Source organism: Streptomyces sp. NPDC005408 (genome assembly GCF_040606445.1).
Lineage (GTDB): Bacteria > Actinomycetota > Actinomycetes > Streptomycetales > Streptomycetaceae > Streptomyces.
The window spans coordinates 122967-138392 of record NZ_JBEXEX010000002.1 but is presented as its reverse complement, the minus strand read 5'-3'; the positions used below and the strand labels follow the sequence as shown (position 1 = coordinate 138392).

General features: G+C 70.5%; 13 protein-coding genes. 7 read left to right on the top strand and 6 right to left on the bottom strand.

The annotated features are described in order from the left end of the window. Positions 1-88 precede the first annotated feature (88 nt). Positions 89-1378 (bottom strand): SGNH/GDSL hydrolase family protein, encoded by a 1290-nt coding sequence (locus ABZS64_RS02660; protein ID WP_355822323.1) that lies wholly within the window; start codon positions 1376-1378, stop codon positions 89-91. 121 nt (positions 1379-1499) lie between these two features. Continuing rightward, on the bottom strand, positions 1500-2057 hold the full coding sequence (locus tag ABZS64_RS02655) for a TetR/AcrR family transcriptional regulator (protein WP_355822321.1): 558 nt from the start codon (positions 2055-2057) through the stop codon (positions 1500-1502). Between the two features lie 99 nt (positions 2058-2156). Here ABZS64_RS02655 and ABZS64_RS02650 point away from each other — a divergent pair, with 99 nt between their 5' ends. Both ABZS64_RS02650 and ABZS64_RS02645 read left to right on the top strand, forming a co-directional pair. After that, the gene (locus ABZS64_RS02650; RefSeq protein WP_355822319.1) at positions 2157-3023 is read left to right on the top strand and encodes a hypothetical protein; all 867 of its coding nucleotides are present in this window, start codon (positions 2157-2159) and stop codon (positions 3021-3023) included. A 381-nt stretch (positions 3024-3404) separates the two neighbouring features. Next, positions 3405-4082, top strand: a complete 678-nt coding sequence (locus ABZS64_RS02645; RefSeq protein WP_355822775.1) for an HNH endonuclease family protein — start codon at positions 3405-3407, stop codon at positions 4080-4082. Between the two features lie 63 nt (positions 4083-4145). Here ABZS64_RS02645 and ABZS64_RS02640 read toward each other — a convergent pair whose 3' ends face one another. Together ABZS64_RS02640 and ABZS64_RS02635 are read right to left on the bottom strand one after the other, a co-directional pair. Beyond that, positions 4146-4940 (bottom strand): hypothetical protein, encoded by a 795-nt coding sequence (locus ABZS64_RS02640; protein ID WP_355822317.1) that lies wholly within the window; start codon positions 4938-4940, stop codon positions 4146-4148. Positions 4941-5058: 118 nt separating this feature from the next. Continuing rightward, a complete protein-coding gene (locus ABZS64_RS02635) occupies positions 5059-5901 on the bottom strand; it encodes a DUF4190 domain-containing protein (protein ID WP_355822315.1) in 843 nt (280 codons plus the stop codon). 197 nt (positions 5902-6098) lie between these two features. Between ABZS64_RS02635 and ABZS64_RS02630 the strand changes: the two genes are divergently transcribed. From ABZS64_RS02630 to ABZS64_RS02620, 3 genes are all read left to right on the top strand, one after another. Then, positions 6099-8225, top strand: a complete 2127-nt coding sequence (locus ABZS64_RS02630; RefSeq protein WP_355822312.1) for an N-6 DNA methylase — start codon at positions 6099-6101, stop codon at positions 8223-8225. 156 nt (positions 8226-8381) lie between these two features. After that, on the top strand, positions 8382-8936 hold the full coding sequence (locus ABZS64_RS02625; protein ID WP_355822310.1) for a hypothetical protein: 555 nt from the start codon (positions 8382-8384) through the stop codon (positions 8934-8936). After that, complete coding sequence (locus tag ABZS64_RS02620; protein ID WP_355822309.1) at positions 8933-10453, top strand: serine/threonine-protein kinase; 1521 nt, start codon at positions 8933-8935, stop codon at positions 10451-10453. Before ABZS64_RS02625 ends, ABZS64_RS02620 begins: the two co-directional genes overlap by 4 nt. Positions 10454-10474: 21 nt before the next feature. Here the strand turns inward: ABZS64_RS02620 and ABZS64_RS02615 are convergent, their stop codons facing one another. Both ABZS64_RS02615 and ABZS64_RS02610 read right to left on the bottom strand, forming a co-directional pair. After that, complete coding sequence (locus ABZS64_RS02615) at positions 10475-11404, bottom strand: class I SAM-dependent methyltransferase (protein ID WP_355822307.1); 930 nt, start codon at positions 11402-11404, stop codon at positions 10475-10477. A gap of 86 nt (positions 11405-11490) precedes the next feature. Continuing rightward, a complete protein-coding gene (locus tag ABZS64_RS02610) occupies positions 11491-13899 on the bottom strand; it encodes a YfhO family protein (RefSeq protein WP_355822305.1) in 2409 nt (802 codons plus the stop codon). Between the two features lie 125 nt (positions 13900-14024). Between ABZS64_RS02610 and ABZS64_RS02605 the strand changes: the two genes are divergently transcribed. Both ABZS64_RS02605 and ABZS64_RS02600 read left to right on the top strand, forming a co-directional pair. Next, positions 14025-15002, top strand: a complete 978-nt coding sequence (locus ABZS64_RS02605) for a glycosyltransferase family 2 protein (RefSeq protein ID WP_355822303.1) — start codon at positions 14025-14027, stop codon at positions 15000-15002. Further along, the gene (locus ABZS64_RS02600) at positions 14999-15415 is read left to right on the top strand and encodes a GtrA family protein (RefSeq protein ID WP_355822301.1); all 417 of its coding nucleotides are present in this window, start codon (positions 14999-15001) and stop codon (positions 15413-15415) included. Before ABZS64_RS02605 ends, ABZS64_RS02600 begins: the two co-directional genes overlap by 4 nt. Positions 15416-15426 lie beyond the last annotated feature (11 nt).

The following is a 15426-nucleotide window of genomic DNA, read 5'->3' as shown; positions in this document are numbered from 1 at the left end:
GCGATCGCCTGACGGCGACGGCCGTAGACGGCCCGAGGCCGGACATACCACGGTGGTATGTCCGGCCTCGGGCTTGGCCGGGCGGAGGTCAGAGCGTGTCGAGATCCAGGGCCTCAGCCATCGCGCGGTATCCGGAGTCGCCCGGGTGCAGATGGTCGCCCGAGTCGTAGGCGGGGAGGATGCGGTCGCGGTCCCCGGGGTCGGACACGGCGCGGTCGAAGTCGACCACGGCGTCGTACTCACCAGAGGTGCGGATCCAGTCGTTGACCGCGTCGCGCCGAGCCTCATTGTCCGAGATGTCGTAGAACGAGCCCTTGATGGGGGTCAGGGTCGCGCCGATCACCTTGATGCCCCTCGCGTGTGCCTGGCGGATCAGCGAGCGGTGGCCTTCGATCAGCTGGTTGACCGAAACCTCGGGGGTCGGGCCGCCCGGGAAGGCCGGTGAGCTGCCCCCGATGTCGTTGATGCCCTCAAGCACGATGACCGTGCCCACGCCCGGCTCGCTGAGCACGTCCTTCTTGAAGCGGGCGATGCCCTTCTCCCCGGCCCAGGTCGTGTCGTTGACGACCTGGTTGCCGCCGATCCCGTGGTTAAGGACGCTGCGCGCCTGCCCGGCCGCCGCGAGGCGCTCCGCCAGCTTGTCGGGGTAACGGTTGTTCGTGTTCGCCGTGGAGCCGACGCCGTCGGTGATGGAGTCGCCGAAGGCCACCACACCGTCCCGGCGCGCGGCCCGGCCGCCGGAGACCTCGACGCCGGAGAGGTAGTACCAGGATTCGCTGGTCTCCTTGAACGCCGCGCCGTCACTGTCGGAACGGTGGTCGCCCTGTGCCCGGTAGCTCGCGACGGCGGAGGCGAAGTGGTGGAAGGTGGCGGGTCCGGTCGGCCCGGCCAGATACAGCGTGACGGTCACCGACTCCAGGGCCTCGACCTTGAACGGCACTCCGTCACTGAACGCCGTGCCGCCCGCCGGGATCGTGACGGACCGTCCCTTCCCGAAGGACAGCCGACGCAGCGAACCTGCCTGCACCGTGGCGCCCTTGTCCGTGCGGGCCACCGTCGCTCCGGTGATCCGCAGCGGGGTCTTGCCGTAGCGGTTGGACAGTTCGATACGGGCCTTGGTGCCGCCGGTGCTGACTCGGATCACCTGCCGGACCGTGTGGTTCGAGAAGCCCTGCTCCGACCAGTTCGGAGCGAAGGGGGAGGTCGGCGCCTGCGGCGAAGCAGCCCAACCACCCCGCCAGGCACCGCCGTTGTACTCAACCGCTGCGGCGCCGGAGCCGCCGGCCAGATCTCCCGTGCCAACGACCGGTAGCGCGACCAGGGTTGCCGTCGCGAGCAGCGCAACCCCCGTGCGCCGTATGGAGTTCGTCGATCTCATGTACCCGCCCCTTGTTGTATTGCCGAAGCTCATCTCGGTGATCGCGTGCACGCGACACCTTCAAGCGGAGATCGACTTCGGCTATTCCCGCGTCAGTTCGGGAACGTGAAGTGGGGCCGGGTCAGGACGCCCTGAACGTCAGGCCCGTCAGGGCGCGGAAGACGTCCTCCGGGTCGCGGTCGCCCATCGTGCGTTCCAGGTTGTGGCTCAGCAGCAGGGTGGCGAAGCCGTGGGCGATCGACCAGGCCGCGACGCCCATCAGGGCCGAGTCCTCGTCCGGGCTGCGTTGTTCGACGCCCGCGCGGAGTTCGGCGGCCGTGCGGGCCTTCGCGGACAGCAGGTCCGGGTTGTCCGCGTGGTACAGGTCGGGATGGAACATCACCTGGAAGTGCGCGGGGTGGTCGATGGCGAAGCGTACGTAGTGCACGCCCCGTTCGCGCAGGCCGGCCGCCTCGGCGAGGGTCGTGCCCAGCAGGTCGTAGCCCTCGGTGGCGATTGCCGTGAGCAGGCCTGCGCGGTCTTTGAAGTGGTGGGCCGGGGCCGCGTGGGAGACGCCCGCGCGGCGGGCCAGGTCGCGCAGGCTCAGGGCGGATGGGCCCTCGGTCGCGATGACATCGAGGGCGGCGGTGAGGACGGCCCGTCGTAGATCGCCGTGGTGGTAGGTGCGCTGACTGGTCATGGTCAGCAGGTTACGCGGAATCTAGGCATTGACAAGTTCGCTGCGGGCGCGCAATCTAGCCAGTGTCAAGATGATGCTGATGCGAGGAGAGGAAGAGTCATGGCCGAGGACTACGGACGAGTACGGCAGATGTGGCACCTCCTGGAGCCCCTGCACGCGGTCGTCTACTACGCGCCCGAGGTCTTCGAGGAGTTCGCCGCGCTGGGATACGAGACCGACGAGCGCTGGCCGAGCTACTTCGCCCTGCGCTCCGCGCCGCTCGGGGCGCCCGGGGCCGGGCAGGTGGCCTCCGCGTTCTACAGCTTCAGCCTGCACAAGGTCGCCCAGCACATCCCCGCCGCGTGGGACATCGCCGCACCGGACGAAGTGCTCGCCGCCCGGATGCGCGGTGTCGACCGGGCGTACCGCGCGATCCTCGGTGACGCGGTGGACAGTCCCGAACTCGCCGAGGCCGCCGCCCTCGCGCGCAGGGCGGCCGAGGCTGTGAACGCCGCGGGGCGGCCGCTCGCCGCCGCCAATGCCGCGCTCGCGTGGCCCGACGAGCCGCATCTCGTGCTCTGGCAGGCCGCTACGATCCTGCGCGAGCACCGCGGGGACGGGCATCTCACCGCCCTGCTGGCCGCCGGGATCGACCCGGTCGAGGCGCTGGTCTCCTTCGCGGCCGTCGGCGCGGCCCCGGAGAAGACCTTCGCGAGCCGCGGCTGGAGCGAGGAGGAGTGGGGCGCGGCGCGTGAACGGCTCGCCGGGCGCGGGCTGTTGGACCCCGACGGCAGGGTCACCGAAGCCGGGCGGGCGCTGCGGGCCGAGGTCGAGCGGCGTACCGACGCACTGGCCGCCGCCCCCTGGGCGGCGCTCGGCGACCAGGCCCGCGACCGGCTCGCCGATCTGCTCGGGCCGTTCTGGGTCGAGGTGCTGGGCACAGGGCTGATGCCCGGCGAGAACACCCTCGGCATCGGCAAGGTGTGAGCGGGAGGGGTGGGCCCGGATACGCGACACCGCCCGCGGGGGCCGGCTCGGCTCCGCGGGCGGTGGGTGTGCGTGTGTATGTGTGACCTATTGCTCTGTCGGCGTCCCCATGTGTACGTCCTTCCGTAGAGGACAAGGGTGCTTTCGACGCTACGCGCCCCCTCCGCATTGCGCCAGGCGATGCCCCTGGTGCGGTCGACAGGGACATGAAAGCGGCGTGAAAGCGTCATGAAAGCGGCTATTTCGTACAGGACTTGGGGCGGCCGGTGTCAGTAACCTACGGACGTGAACAGACTCGGGGTCCGAATATCGCGCGCGCTCACCGGCGGCCTGGCGGCCGTCGCCGCCACCGCACTGCTCTCCTCCTGCGACGGAACCGGGCTGCCCGGCGACGCCAAAGCCACGAACTCCGCCGCCGCACCCGCCACCGGGACCAGCCCGCTCGCCAACCCCGACGGCACCAAGCCCGGCCTCGCCGCCCTCACCTCCGAACAGGACCGGGCCGCCGCCCGCACCCTGATCGAGAAGGTGGCCACCAAGGGCCGCGGGCCCAAGACCGGGTACGCCCGTGACCGCTTCGGCCACGCCTGGCTGGACACGGCCGACGGCGTCCCGCTGGCCCGCAACGGCTGCGACACCAGGAACGACCTGCTCGCCCGCGACGGCCGGGATCTGCGCTACCGCTCCGGCTCCGACTGCGTCGTCATCGCGATGACCCTCAACGACCCGTACACCGGCACCGTCATCGACTGGCGGAAGCAGAAGGCCTCCGCCGTCCAGATCGACCATGTCATTCCGCTCTCGTACGGCTGGCAGATGGGCGCGGCCCGCTGGGACAAGGCCAAGCGTCAGCAACTCGCCAACGACCCGCTGAATCTGCTGCCCGTGGAGGGCCGCGCCAACAGCTCGAAGAGTGATTCGGGCCCGGCGTCCTGGCTGCCCCCGAACAAGAGGATCCGCTGCGCGTACGCGGTACGGGTGGCGCAGGTGGCGGTCAAGTACGAACTGCCCGTGACCGCGGCGGACAAGAAGGCGATGCTCACGCAGTGCGGCGGCTGATCCTCCCGGGTGTCGGCCGTGCCGGTGCCCCGGTAGCCCCCCTGCCCGGGCGGGACCCGTGGCCTACTGGGACTCCTTGTCGAGGTCCACGATGTCCTTGGCCGCCGGCTTCGTCGCGCCCACCGGCTTGTTGAACTTCGAGAAGGTGATCGTGCCCGGCTCCTCGCCGCCCTTCTGCTCCACCTTCAGCACATACGGCTCGCCCTCCGTCGCGACGTACACCTTGTAGCTCGTGGCGCCGTCCTTCTCTGTGAGGGTCAGCGCCTTCTGGCCGTTCACCGTCGTCGTCTCGCCCCGGCGCATCAGATTGAAGCCCTCCTCGAACTGCCCGAGGAACGTCTTCAGTTCGCAGAACTCCAGCTGCTCCTTGTCGTCCGGCGACGACGCGTCCGACTTCACCCAGCGCCCCTTGAGCATCTTCAGCACCGCCGCGGTCTCCTCGGGCGAGCCGCCCTCGTTCTGGCTGCGCAGGAATGCCTCGTCGAAGCGCATGTAGGCGTTGTCGCCGATCCTGATGAGCTCGGCCGTGCCGGTTTCGCCCGTGGAGAGCGTGCCCTTGCAGTCGCCCTTGGAGTCGATGGACATGTACGCCTTCAGGTTGCCGTCCGTCGTCCGGGCGGCGAAGTCGACCGTCACCGAGGTGGCCGTCTTGGTCGCTTTGAAGGCCTTGTTGGCGATCTTCGGGCCGGACAGTCCCGGGAACGCGCCTTCCTCGGCCTTCGTGCTCTTGGCCGGCGCGCCCTTGGTGTCCCGGCTGTCGCCGTCGGAGGGGCCGCACGCCGTGGCGGCGAGCGCGAGGGTGGTGCACAGGGCGGCCAGAGCAATGGGCTTGAGGCGGCGCGGAGCGATGACAGACATGAGGTTCTCCGAGGAGGAAGAGACGTTCGGGGAAAGGGGAGGGGGAGGCTGAGGAGCCGGGGCGCGGGGGGACGTCCCTCGGCGGGCAGGGGCCGTCAGGGGCGGCGGGACCCGCCGGTCAGAGCGTCAGCTCCCAGTGCGACGGGTTGTACGAGATACCCGGCGTGACCTCGACTGTGAGGTTCTTCGCGTCCGCCGGGGCGTCGAAGGCGTACTGCACGCTGGCCTTCTTGCCGGGCAGGATCGTGCCGCTGAAACCGCTGCCGACCTTGCCGTCGTAGATCTGCTCGGCGGTCACACCGTCCTTGCCCGCGCGGGCGTCGGCACCGACGAGGTTCGCGTCGAACTTCTTCTTGCCGCCGTTCTCGATGACGATCGTGACCCGGTAGGCCTTGTGGCCCGCGGTGTGGCCGATCGCGAACTCGCCCGGCGAGAAGGACTTGGCCGCCGACACGGTGACCTTCACGTCGTCGTCGTAGATCGACGTGTCACCGGCTGCGAGGCTCTCGGTCTCCTTGCCCTTGGCATCGCCGGCGTCCTTGTCGCCTGCACCGCCCTTGCCCCCGGGCGAGGCGTCCTTCGGGGCGGTGTTCTCCGTGACCTTGTTGATGTCGTCGACCGCGTCGTCCACGGCCTTGACCGTCACCACACCGACGGCCACGCCCACGATCATCGCGACCAGGCCCAGTACGGCTCCGGCTGTGGCGGCGCCCTTGTTGGTGGCCTCGCTGCGCTTGGCGCGGCCCCGGCCCAAGAGGCCGAAGATCAGGGCGAGCAGGCCCAGGATGCAGCCCAGCCAGAACAGGAAGGGGATGAAACCGGTGACGGTGCCGATGATGCCGAGCACCAGGGCGGCCGTCCCGAGGCCGTTGCGCGCCGGGTTGCCCATGGCGTACTGCCCCGGGCCGTATGGCTGCTGCGGGTCGGGCTGAGGCTGCGGCTGCTGCGTGTACTGCGACATGGGTGTCCCCCCGGGAGTGCGTTGCGGGCTCATTTCGAGAGCTCCGTTGTGACGACAGCTCAAATAAGACCAGAGCCTGTGAACCGAGTCAACCAGTAAACTGTGAACGCTTCAGAAGCCAGCTGTGAAGTGGGCTGTTCCGTTCACCGGGTAGGATCGGCGCCTCAGCAGCGGTAAGGACGAGGGGAGTCAGCCGGGTGCCGGAGAACGCAGCAGAGGTGACCGCTGCCGGGATCGCACGGCTCGCGGGGGTCGGCCGAGCCGCCGTCAGCAATTGGCGGCGCCGGCACGCCGACTTCCCCAAGCCCGTCGGCGGTACCGAGACAAGTCCGTCCTTCGCCCTCGCCGACATCGAGCGCTGGCTGCGCGACCAGGGCAAACTGGCCGAAGTCCCCCTGCGTGAAAGGGTCTGGCAGCAGGTTGCCGACCACCCGGCGGGCGCGGTGGGCGCGCTGGTCCGCGTGGGGTGTGCGCTACTGCTCGTACGGGAGCGGCCGACGACGTGGCAGGAGCTGACGGCCGTCGCGGACGAGCGGATGGCCGAGCTGCTGCCGACGGCGCTGGAGCAGGTCCTGGCGGCGCGCTTCGGGGACACCCGGGCGGATCTGTTCCCCACCCCGCCTCTTCCCGGAACCGGGGCTCAGCCCCAGACCCCGTCGGGGCTCCGCCCCGAACCCCGTGCCTCGAACGCCGGCGGGGCTGACCTTCGCCTCCTCCGCTCCGTTGGGGAGCTCGCCGCCGAGACCGGTGCCCGTCAGGCGTTCGAGTTCCTGCTGGGCCGTCACCTCGACGCCAACCCGCGCCAGTACACGCTCACGCCGCCCGGGCCCGCCGCGCTGATGGCGGCCCTCGCCGGACCGGCCGGCACCGTACTCGACCCCGCGTCCGGCACCGGCACCCTGCTGCGTGCCGTCGACCGTCCGGCCGCGCTGTATGCGCAGGAGGCCGACCCCGACCTGGCCGGGCTGACCGCGCTCCGGCTGGCCCTGCACACCGACGCCGACGTGCGGGCTGCCGGCGGCGACGCGCTGCGCGCCGACGCGTACCCGGAGCTCACCGCCGACGCGGTGCTGTGCCATCCGCCGTTCAACGAACGCAACTGGGGCCACGAAGAACTCGCCTACGACCCGCGCTGGGAGTACGGCTTCCCGGCCCGCACCGAGTCCGAACTGGCCTGGGTCCAGCACGCGCTGGCCCGGCTGCGCCCCGGCGGGACTGCCGTCCTGCTGATGCCGCCCGCGGCCGCTTCCCGCCGATCCGGCCGCCGTATCCGCGCCGGGCTGCTGCGCCGTGGCGCACTGCGTGCCGTCGTCGCGCTGCCCGCCGGGGCCGCGCCGCCGTACGGCATCCCGCTCCACCTGTGGGTGCTGCGCCGCCCGGGCGCCACCGACAGGCCATCGCCCGAACTGCTCCTCGTCGACACCGCCTCGGCCGAGCAGACCACGGCCGGCCAGGCCGCGGCAGGACGCGACAGGTTCGACTGGCAGGCCATCCACACCGCGGCGATCGAGGCGTGGCTGCCCTTCGACCGCCAGGGTTCCGTCGAGGAGAACCCCGGGGTGAGCCGTGCCGTCCCGGTCATCGAACTCCTCGACGACGACGTGGACCTGACGCCGGCCCGCCATCTGCCGCCCCCGGCCGCGGGTGGCGGAACCGCCGAACTGGGCGCCGTACGCGAGCGGTTGACGGAGACCCTCCGGCGCACCGGCGAGCTCACCCCGCCGCCCGTCGGGGAGGCCCCGGCCGCCGGTCCGGTCCACTGGCCCACCACCACCGTGGGGGAACTCGCCCGCGCCGGGGTCCTCGCCCTGCACGCGGGGGGCTCGGGCACCGCACCCGGGGGCGCCTCCGTCGCCGTCCTCACCGAGAACGACGTCCTCGCGGGAAAGCCGCCGTCGGGCGGCCTCCCGGACGGCCCGGACGAGGAGCCCGTGCGGGTCGAGACCGGTGACGTCGTCGTACCCGTGCTCGGCGGCGGCACGGTCGTGCGCGTGATCGACGAGGCCACGTCGGGCGCGGCACTCGGCCGCAACCTCCAGCTGCTGCGCCCGGACCCGGCCACCCTCGACCCCTGGTTCCTCGCGGGCTTCCTCCGGGGCAGCGCCAACCAGCGCCAGGCCAGCAGCTACGCCTCGACCGCGACCCGCCTCGACGTGCGCCGCCTTCAGCTGCCGCGTCTGCCGCTGGCCGATCAGCAGCGGTACGGGGCGCACTTCCGGGCACTCGCGGAGTTCGAGGAGGCGCTGCGCCTCGCGGGCCGGCTCGGCGAGCAGCTGGTGCAGGGGCTGTACGACGGCCTGACGGACGGAACGGTCAGCGCGTGAGCACGGCGCCCGGCCGGGCGGCGTGACCAGTTCAACAACGGTTCCGCACAACCCGGGGACCACTGTCCTTGTCGGTGTATACGCTCGACACGCTCAACTCCCCGTTCTCCCTAGTGCGATCCCGTCCGACCTCGTACGTACTTGTCAGGAGCAGGAATGCACGGCCACGGCTTCGGTCCGGCGCAGCCGGACCGTCCCACCACCGGGACGCTGGTCACACTGCGCATGGTCTTCGCGGTGCTCACGGTCCTGAGCTGTGGCCTCCTTGCCTGGATCCCGATGCTGCGTCTCGCGATCGTGACCCGCAGGGCGCTGCACTGGGGCCTGTTCTGCGCCGTGCTCGTGCTCAACATCGGTTTCGTCGTGTACGTGGGGGTGGCGGTGCCGGACGACGAGAACCAGGAGCTGTCCGACGCGACCGCCATCACGATGCTGCTGTGGATTCTCGGCACCGTCGTCGGCGCGCTCACCTACTACCTGTACGCCGAAATCCGGCACTACGAGCAGCTCGCTGCCCCGAGCATGACGCCGCCGTCCGGGCCCGTGGCCGGCTATGGCTACGGCTACCCGCCACCGGTGCAGGCCCACCAGCAGCCGACGCCCGTACCGCAGCCGCAGCCGCAGCCGCAGCCCGCGCGGCCCCGCATCGACCAGGTCCGCGCCGAGCTCGACGAGCTCAGCAATCTCCTCCGCAAAGAAGAAGGCAAGTGAACGGACGCGTCATCGCCGGGCGGTACGAACTGTCCACGGTGATCGGCCAGGGCGGGATGGGCCAGGTCTGGACGGGATACGACGCCCGCCTCGACCGCCGCGTCGCCGTCAAACTGCTGCGCCCCGACCGGATGGCCGCCCCCACCGCCGCCGACGAGATGCGCCGCCGGTTCGTGCGCGAGTGCCGGGTCACCGCCCAGGTCTCGCACCCCGGCCTGGTCACCGTCCATGACGCGGGAAGCGACGAGGACGACCTCTTTCTCGTCATGCAATACGTCGAGGGCGCCGACCTCGCCGACCATCTCGCGGAGCACGAGCCGTACCCCTGGCAGTGGGCCGTCTCGGTCGCCGCGCAGCTGTGCGCGGTGCTCGCCGCCGTGCACGCCGTGCCGATCGTCCACCGCGACCTCAAGCCGCGCAATGTGATGGTGAAGCCAGACGGCACGGTCACCGTCCTCGACCTCGGTGTCGCCTCCGTCATAGACATGGACACCACGCGCCTGACCCACACAGGATCGCCCATCGGGAGTCCCGCCTATATGGCCCCCGAGCAGGCGATGGGCGGCGCGGTCGGTCCGTACACCGATCTCTACGCCCTCGGTGTGCTGCTCCACGAACTCCTCAGCGGGAACGTGCCGTTCGCGGGCTCCACCGCCCTCGGCGTGCTGCACCGACATCTCTACGAGCCGCCGCTCCCGGTCCGCCGGCTGCGCCCCGAGATACCCGAGCCGCTCGAAGCGCTCGTGCTACGGCTGCTCGCCAAGGACCCGCAGCACCGGCCGGCCGGCGCGCACGAGGTGTACGAGGCGCTGGTGCCGCTGCTGCCTGGCCGGGGCACGCCCGGGGGCCCGCTCGATCCGACCCGCCCGTTCCTCCGGCCGCACGCCCCGTGGCCCGACCGCGTCGCGCCCCCGCCGCCGGTCGCGCCACCCGCACCGTCCGCGCCCCGGCCCGATGTTGCCGCCGCCGTCGACGAGGTCAAACGGCTGCTCGGCGAGGGCAGCATCACGCGGGCCGTCGACATCCTCGGCGGGATCCTCCCGGCGGCCGCCGCCGAGCATGGCGAGCACTCCCCGGTCGTACGGATCCTGCGCAAGCAGTACGCCACGACGCTGATGGACGACGGCCAGTACCGCCGTGCGCTGCCGGAGCTGCGCCGCCTCGCCGACGACCGGGCCGCCGAGGCGGGCCCGGCCGATCCGCAGACGCTGCAGTTCCGCTACGACGCGGCGCAGTGCCTGGAGCAGCTGGGCGAGGCGGCCGCGGCGCTCACGGAGTACCGCGCCGTCCTGCCGTACTACGAGAACCAGCAGTCGGGCGGCGCCGATGCGGCCCGAGCCTTCGACGTGCGCCATCGCATCGGGAATCTGCTGCTCGCGGTGGGCGACCACACGGCGGCCCACCAGCAGCTGCAGAGTCTGCTCTACGACACGGAGCGTGTGTACGGGCCGTACCACGCGCTGCCGGTCGAGCTGCGTCGTGCCCTCGACCGGCAGCGGCAGTTCCACAGCGGGTGACCGCGGGGGGACGCCCGGCGGTCAGCTCGCGCGCAGATACGCCGAGGTGGACACCCGCCCCAGCAGGCTCAGCCGCGAAGTCCCGCCCGCCAGATGCTTGTCCAGGGCGTCCTGGACCCCGGGCCATGCCTTGTCTCCGTAGTCGTCGAGGACCACGATCCCGCCCGGGGCCACGATCTGCTCGACCCATTCGAGATCGGCCCGCACCCCGTCCATGGAGTGATCGCCGTCCACGACGATGACGCCGTACTCCCGATCGGAGACGGCGGCCCGCACGTCCGGATCACCCGAGAAGCCCTGCTGGATTCGCGCGTCGATCACCGAACCGACGCCGCCGAGCGCCAGGTTGGCCCGTACGACGTCCTCGCGCACCGGTGTGCCGGTGGGATCGACGTGCTGGGTGACGGTGCCGGGCTGGAGCTGCGCGCCCGCCAGCGGATCGACGATGGTCAGATGCGGTTCGGTCCCGGACCGGTGCAGCATCCGCAGCAGTCCCGCGGCGAACATCCCGTACAGCGTGCCGATTTCGAGGACATTTCCGTTCGGCGGGGAGAGCAGGGGCACCGTGGCGAGCTTTCCGCAGACATTGGAGGTGGACCCGGCCAGCCTGCCCACGCCGAGTGACTCCAGGGCAATCACCGTGCGATAGGCGACGGTCACATTGCGAAGAGCGTGCTCACTGCCGTCCGTCACACCCTGAATCTGACGCGCGAGGGTGTCGATCTGGGCGACGGTGGGCATCCGGTGGCCACTTCGCCCCGTTCCGTCGACGAGCAGGCCGAGTCCGTACTGCGGATTTTGCAGGGCGGTCACTTTCGCGGTCAGAGCGTCCACATCGGTCTGCAGGGCCTGCGTCGCACGTTTCACCTGCTGCTCGATGCGCCGGTCGATCAAGGTGAGGGCTGGGCTCAGGACGCGCTTCGCCAGCCGGTTGCGAAGGAGAGGGGGCATGCGGGGACGCTACGCCGGAGGGCCGCCGCGCGGGCCAAGGCTGGATGCTTTGCAAGTGAAGTCCTGATGACTCCGCGGCGGCGGTCCTATGAAGCGGTCGCGACGGAATGCCGCGTACCGCGCGCCCGCCTCCGGATCCCGGGCAGCAGGGCGATCACGACGAGCGTCAGCAGTCCAGCCGCTCCGATCGCCGCCCCGGCCTTCAGTCCGGGCGGGCGGAAGGAGCAGTCCACCGCCGTCGATGTGCCGTCCAGCTCCACGGCGACGAGCCCGAGGTAGGAGTCGGCCGGTTTGCCGTCGCAGCTCCAGCCCGCGATACGGGGCGCGGCGAGCACCGCCGTCCCCTTGGTGCCGGGCGGCAGTTCGGCCCGTACACCGTTGTCGGTGACCTTGAGCGACACCGCGCCCGTCGTCTTCAGCCTCTCCACGGCGGCGGTGAGCTTCGCCCGGTTCAGACAGCCGAGGGTGGTGCGTCGGGGGTCCTTGCTGTAACCGACCTTCTCGCCGGGCGAGTTCACGGTGCCGAGCGAGGTGAGTGCGGCACGCCGCTTGGGCTGTCCGCCGCGCAGCGTCACCCACGCCGAGTCGCCGAGCCTGGCCTTGCCGGTGTAGTTCGGCGCCCAGAGGAAGACCTCGCCGCCGACCGGGCAGGAGCCGTTCACGGGGGAGCCGTAGACCTGCGAGCCGAGCAGCTTCTCCTGGTTGCGGAAGGGGTTCCAGCCGTACCGGGGCTCGGGGCCCGAAGGCCGCACGGTCACCAGCGGCGGCGTCGCCGCCCGCGTCACCTCCGGCTGCTGCCCCTTCCTGGTGCGTACCCGTGCGCCGACGGAGAAGATCGCGTCGGTGACCGGATTGTCGAGGGACTGCACACTGCGGCCGTTGGACGTCCAGCCCGCGCCGAGCGCGGCCATCGTCCGTGTGAACACATCGGGGGTGTGGCTGCTGTAGTACCCGCCGCCCTGTCCGCCGAGCAGGATCGGATCGTTGCCGGTGATCTGGTCACGGCCCACATCGGTGCGGTAGTCCGGCCAGCCGTCGGCCTTCGCCACGGCCGCCGCGCGCTCGCTGTGCGGCTCGCCCCAGGCCGGATAGTCGTCCAGTCTGCCGAGCCGCTGCCGGTCGGCGTAGGCCGTTGTCGCGGCGGCCTGTCCGACCAGCGCGCCACTGAGCAGCAGCGCCGCCGGCGCGGCGTACTTTCCGCGCCCGGCCAGCACCAGACCGGCGAGCACCGCCGCGATCCCGGCCGCGAAGAGGGGGAAGGTCCAGCCGGTGACCAGATCACTGGTGGAGGCGGCAAGGGCGATCGCGGCCACCACGGCGCCGCCGCCGAGCAGGGCGCGCCGCCCCGGCCAGGCGTACGAGAGGCCGGTCCACGCGGCGATCACCAATATCCCGGCGAAGACGAAGGTCTGGCGGTACGGGCTGCCGTTGGGTGTGGCGAAGACATGCCACACCAGATGGGTGGGCGCCCACTGCAAGGACACCAGCGTCGCCGCAGCAAGCCCGGTCCACAGCCACCGCTCGCGCCGCGGCACAGCGCCGTTGAAGGCGAGCGTGCAGGCCAGCAGCAGCGCCCCGCCGCCCAGGAAGACCGCCGGGGTGAAGAAGCTGTACGTCGCGGGCAGGGTGCGGGCGAACACATCGGCCCAGCCCGCGGGCGCGAACTCCTTCGTCCACCCCGGGTAGGCGTGCTTGGAGCCGAGGAAGACGGGGATCAGGACGGGTGTGGACAGGGCGATCCCGAGCAGCACGGTCCACATGGCCCGCAGCAGGGCCCGCGTCCGGTGCCGCAGATCGGTCTCCTCCAGGGCGAGGCGCACCACGAGCACGAGCGCCGCCCCGATGGTCGCCATGTAGGCGGTGTAGAAGTTGGCGATCCATGCCACCGCGACGACCAGAGGACCGAGGACCGGCCGCCGTGCGGTGCGCGCCCATTCGCCGACCAGGCAGAGCAGCGGGAAGGCGACCAGACCGTCCATCCACATCGGGTTGTACGAGGCCTCGACGACAGACCAGCCGCACAGTGCGTACGAGCCGCCGAGCACCCCCGCCATCCACCAGCGCCCGCCCCGGCCCTCGTTCTCGCCCCCGCCCTCGCCCCCGCGCAGCGACATCAGCAGCCAGGTCATGGCCGCGCCCGCCGTCGCCATCTTGAGCAGCGTGACCACATAGACGGCGAGGTCGATCTCGTCCCGCGGGAAGAGCCCGACCAGCATCGAGTACGGGCTGGTCAGATAGGTCCCGAGGTCGGGCAGAAAGCTGGTGCCGTATCCGGACTGCCAGTTCAGCAGCAGCCCGCCGTCGGCCCGGCCGTGCAGCAGATCCCACAGATGCGCATGAAACGGCACAAACTGATTGCCGAGGTCGTTCACGCTGCGGGTATGCGGTCCGAAGGGAAAACTGCGGGCGACGGCGTCGCCGGCGCACACGGCTGTCACGGTGATCAGCGAGGCGAGGGCGGCGGCGCGGCCTCGCACGGATTGCAGAGTCGACATGATTCCTCGAATATGCCAGCGCCGATCGTGAAAACATCCCGCGGGAAGCCCAGTTCACTGGATGGTCGCCTACGCGTCACGTGAGGAATCCACCTCCGACATTCGGGGGGTATGTTGTTTCTTCCGTGCTGATCTCGATAGTCGTTCCGTGCTTCAACGAAGAGGAGATCATCGGCCGCTTCCATGAACACGTGACCGCGGAACTCTCCCTGCTCGGGCAGGAATTCGAGCTGGTCTATGTGGATGACGGAAGCCAGGACCGGACGCTCCCTCTCCTCGAGGAGATCGCCGAGGCCGACCCTCGTACCCGCTATGTGTCCTTCAGCCGCAACTTCGGCAAGGAGGCGGCCATGCTGGCCGGCCTCCAGCATGCCGAGGGCGATGCCGTGGTCATCATGGACGCCGACCTCCAGCACCCGCCGGAGCTGGTCCGGCGCATGCTGCAGCTCCATGACGAGGGCTTCGACCAGGTCATCGCCCGGCGCACCCGCAAGGGCGACCGGGTCACCCGCACCATCACGGCCCGCGCCTACTACTGGCTGATCAACCGCCTTGTCGACGTGGAACTCGTCGACGGCGTGGGTGATTTCCGGCTGCTGTCGCGCCGTACCGTGGATGCGATCCTCGAACTCACCGAGTACAACCGCTTCTCCAAGGGCCTCTTCGCCTGGGTCGGATTCCGCACCACGACCTTCGAGTACGAGAATGCGGTACGCGAGCAGGGCCGCTCCAAGTGGAGTTTCGGCAAACTGCTCAACTACGGACTCGACGGGCTACTCTCCTTCAACAACAAACCGCTGCGGGCCGCCGTCTATCTCGGCCTTCTCCTGGTCACTCTCGCCATGGCGTATGCCGCCTGGATCGTCGGTGTCGCCCTGGTGAACGGCGTGGACACCCCCGGGTATGTCACCCTTCTCGTGGCGGTCACCGCACTCGCCGGCGTACAGATGCTGATGCTGGGGGTGGTCGGCGAGTACGTCGGCCGTATCTACTACGAGGTGAAGCGGCGACCGCACTTCCTGGTGAAGGCCACCAACGCCGGCCTTCCGCATCAGCAGGAAGGAGAGCGGCGTACACGCACGGGGGAGCTTGTAAGACGATGACAGTCCAGGTCCAGATGGTCAGATTCGCCCTGGTGGGTGTGGTGAACACCGGGACGTACTACGGCCTGTACCTGGCCCTGCTGACCTGGCTGCCGTATGTCGCGGCCCATGTCGTCGCCTTTGCGCTCAGCATGGTCGGCTCCTTCTTCCTCACCTCGTACTTCACGTACAGGACCCGGCCGACCTGGCGGAAGTTCGTGCTCTTCCCGCTCACCAACGCCGCGAACTTCGTCGTCACCACGTGTGGCGTCTATCTGCTGGTCGACGTGATGCACTTCGGCAGCCGCTATGCCCCGCTGATCGCGCAGGCGTCCGCGATCCCCATCACCTTCGTCGTCTCCCGGATGATCATGCTGCGGCCGGAACCGGCTCAGCGGGAGCGGGAGGGCGTCCCGGTGCAGTCGGCCGGCTGACGGGGGCCGCA

What these genes read in the sequence shown, in the direction of transcription:
- ABZS64_RS02655 (WP_355822321.1), bottom strand. Translation starts at nt 2,057, where the DNA reads ATGACCAGTCAGCGCACCTACCACCACGGCGATCTACGACGGGCCGTC.
- ABZS64_RS02600 (WP_355822301.1), top strand. Translation starts at nt 14,999, where the DNA reads ATGACAGTCCAGGTCCAGATGGTCAGATTCGCCCTGGTGGGTGTGGTG.
- ABZS64_RS02615 (WP_355822307.1), bottom strand. Translation starts at nt 11,404, where the DNA reads ATGCCCCCTCTCCTTCGCAACCGGCTGGCGAAGCGCGTCCTGAGCCCA.
- ABZS64_RS02625 (WP_355822310.1), top strand. Translation starts at nt 8,382, where the DNA reads ATGCACGGCCACGGCTTCGGTCCGGCGCAGCCGGACCGTCCCACCACC.
- ABZS64_RS02635 (WP_355822315.1), bottom strand. Translation starts at nt 5,901, where the DNA reads ATGTCGCAGTACACGCAGCAGCCGCAGCCTCAGCCCGACCCGCAGCAG.
- ABZS64_RS02660 (WP_355822323.1), bottom strand. Translation starts at nt 1,378, where the DNA reads ATGAGATCGACGAACTCCATACGGCGCACGGGGGTTGCGCTGCTCGCG.
- ABZS64_RS02650 (WP_355822319.1), top strand. Translation starts at nt 2,157, where the DNA reads ATGGCCGAGGACTACGGACGAGTACGGCAGATGTGGCACCTCCTGGAG.
- ABZS64_RS02610 (WP_355822305.1), bottom strand. Translation starts at nt 13,899, where the DNA reads ATGTCGACTCTGCAATCCGTGCGAGGCCGCGCCGCCGCCCTCGCCTCG.
- ABZS64_RS02640 (WP_355822317.1), bottom strand. Translation starts at nt 4,940, where the DNA reads ATGTCTGTCATCGCTCCGCGCCGCCTCAAGCCCATTGCTCTGGCCGCC.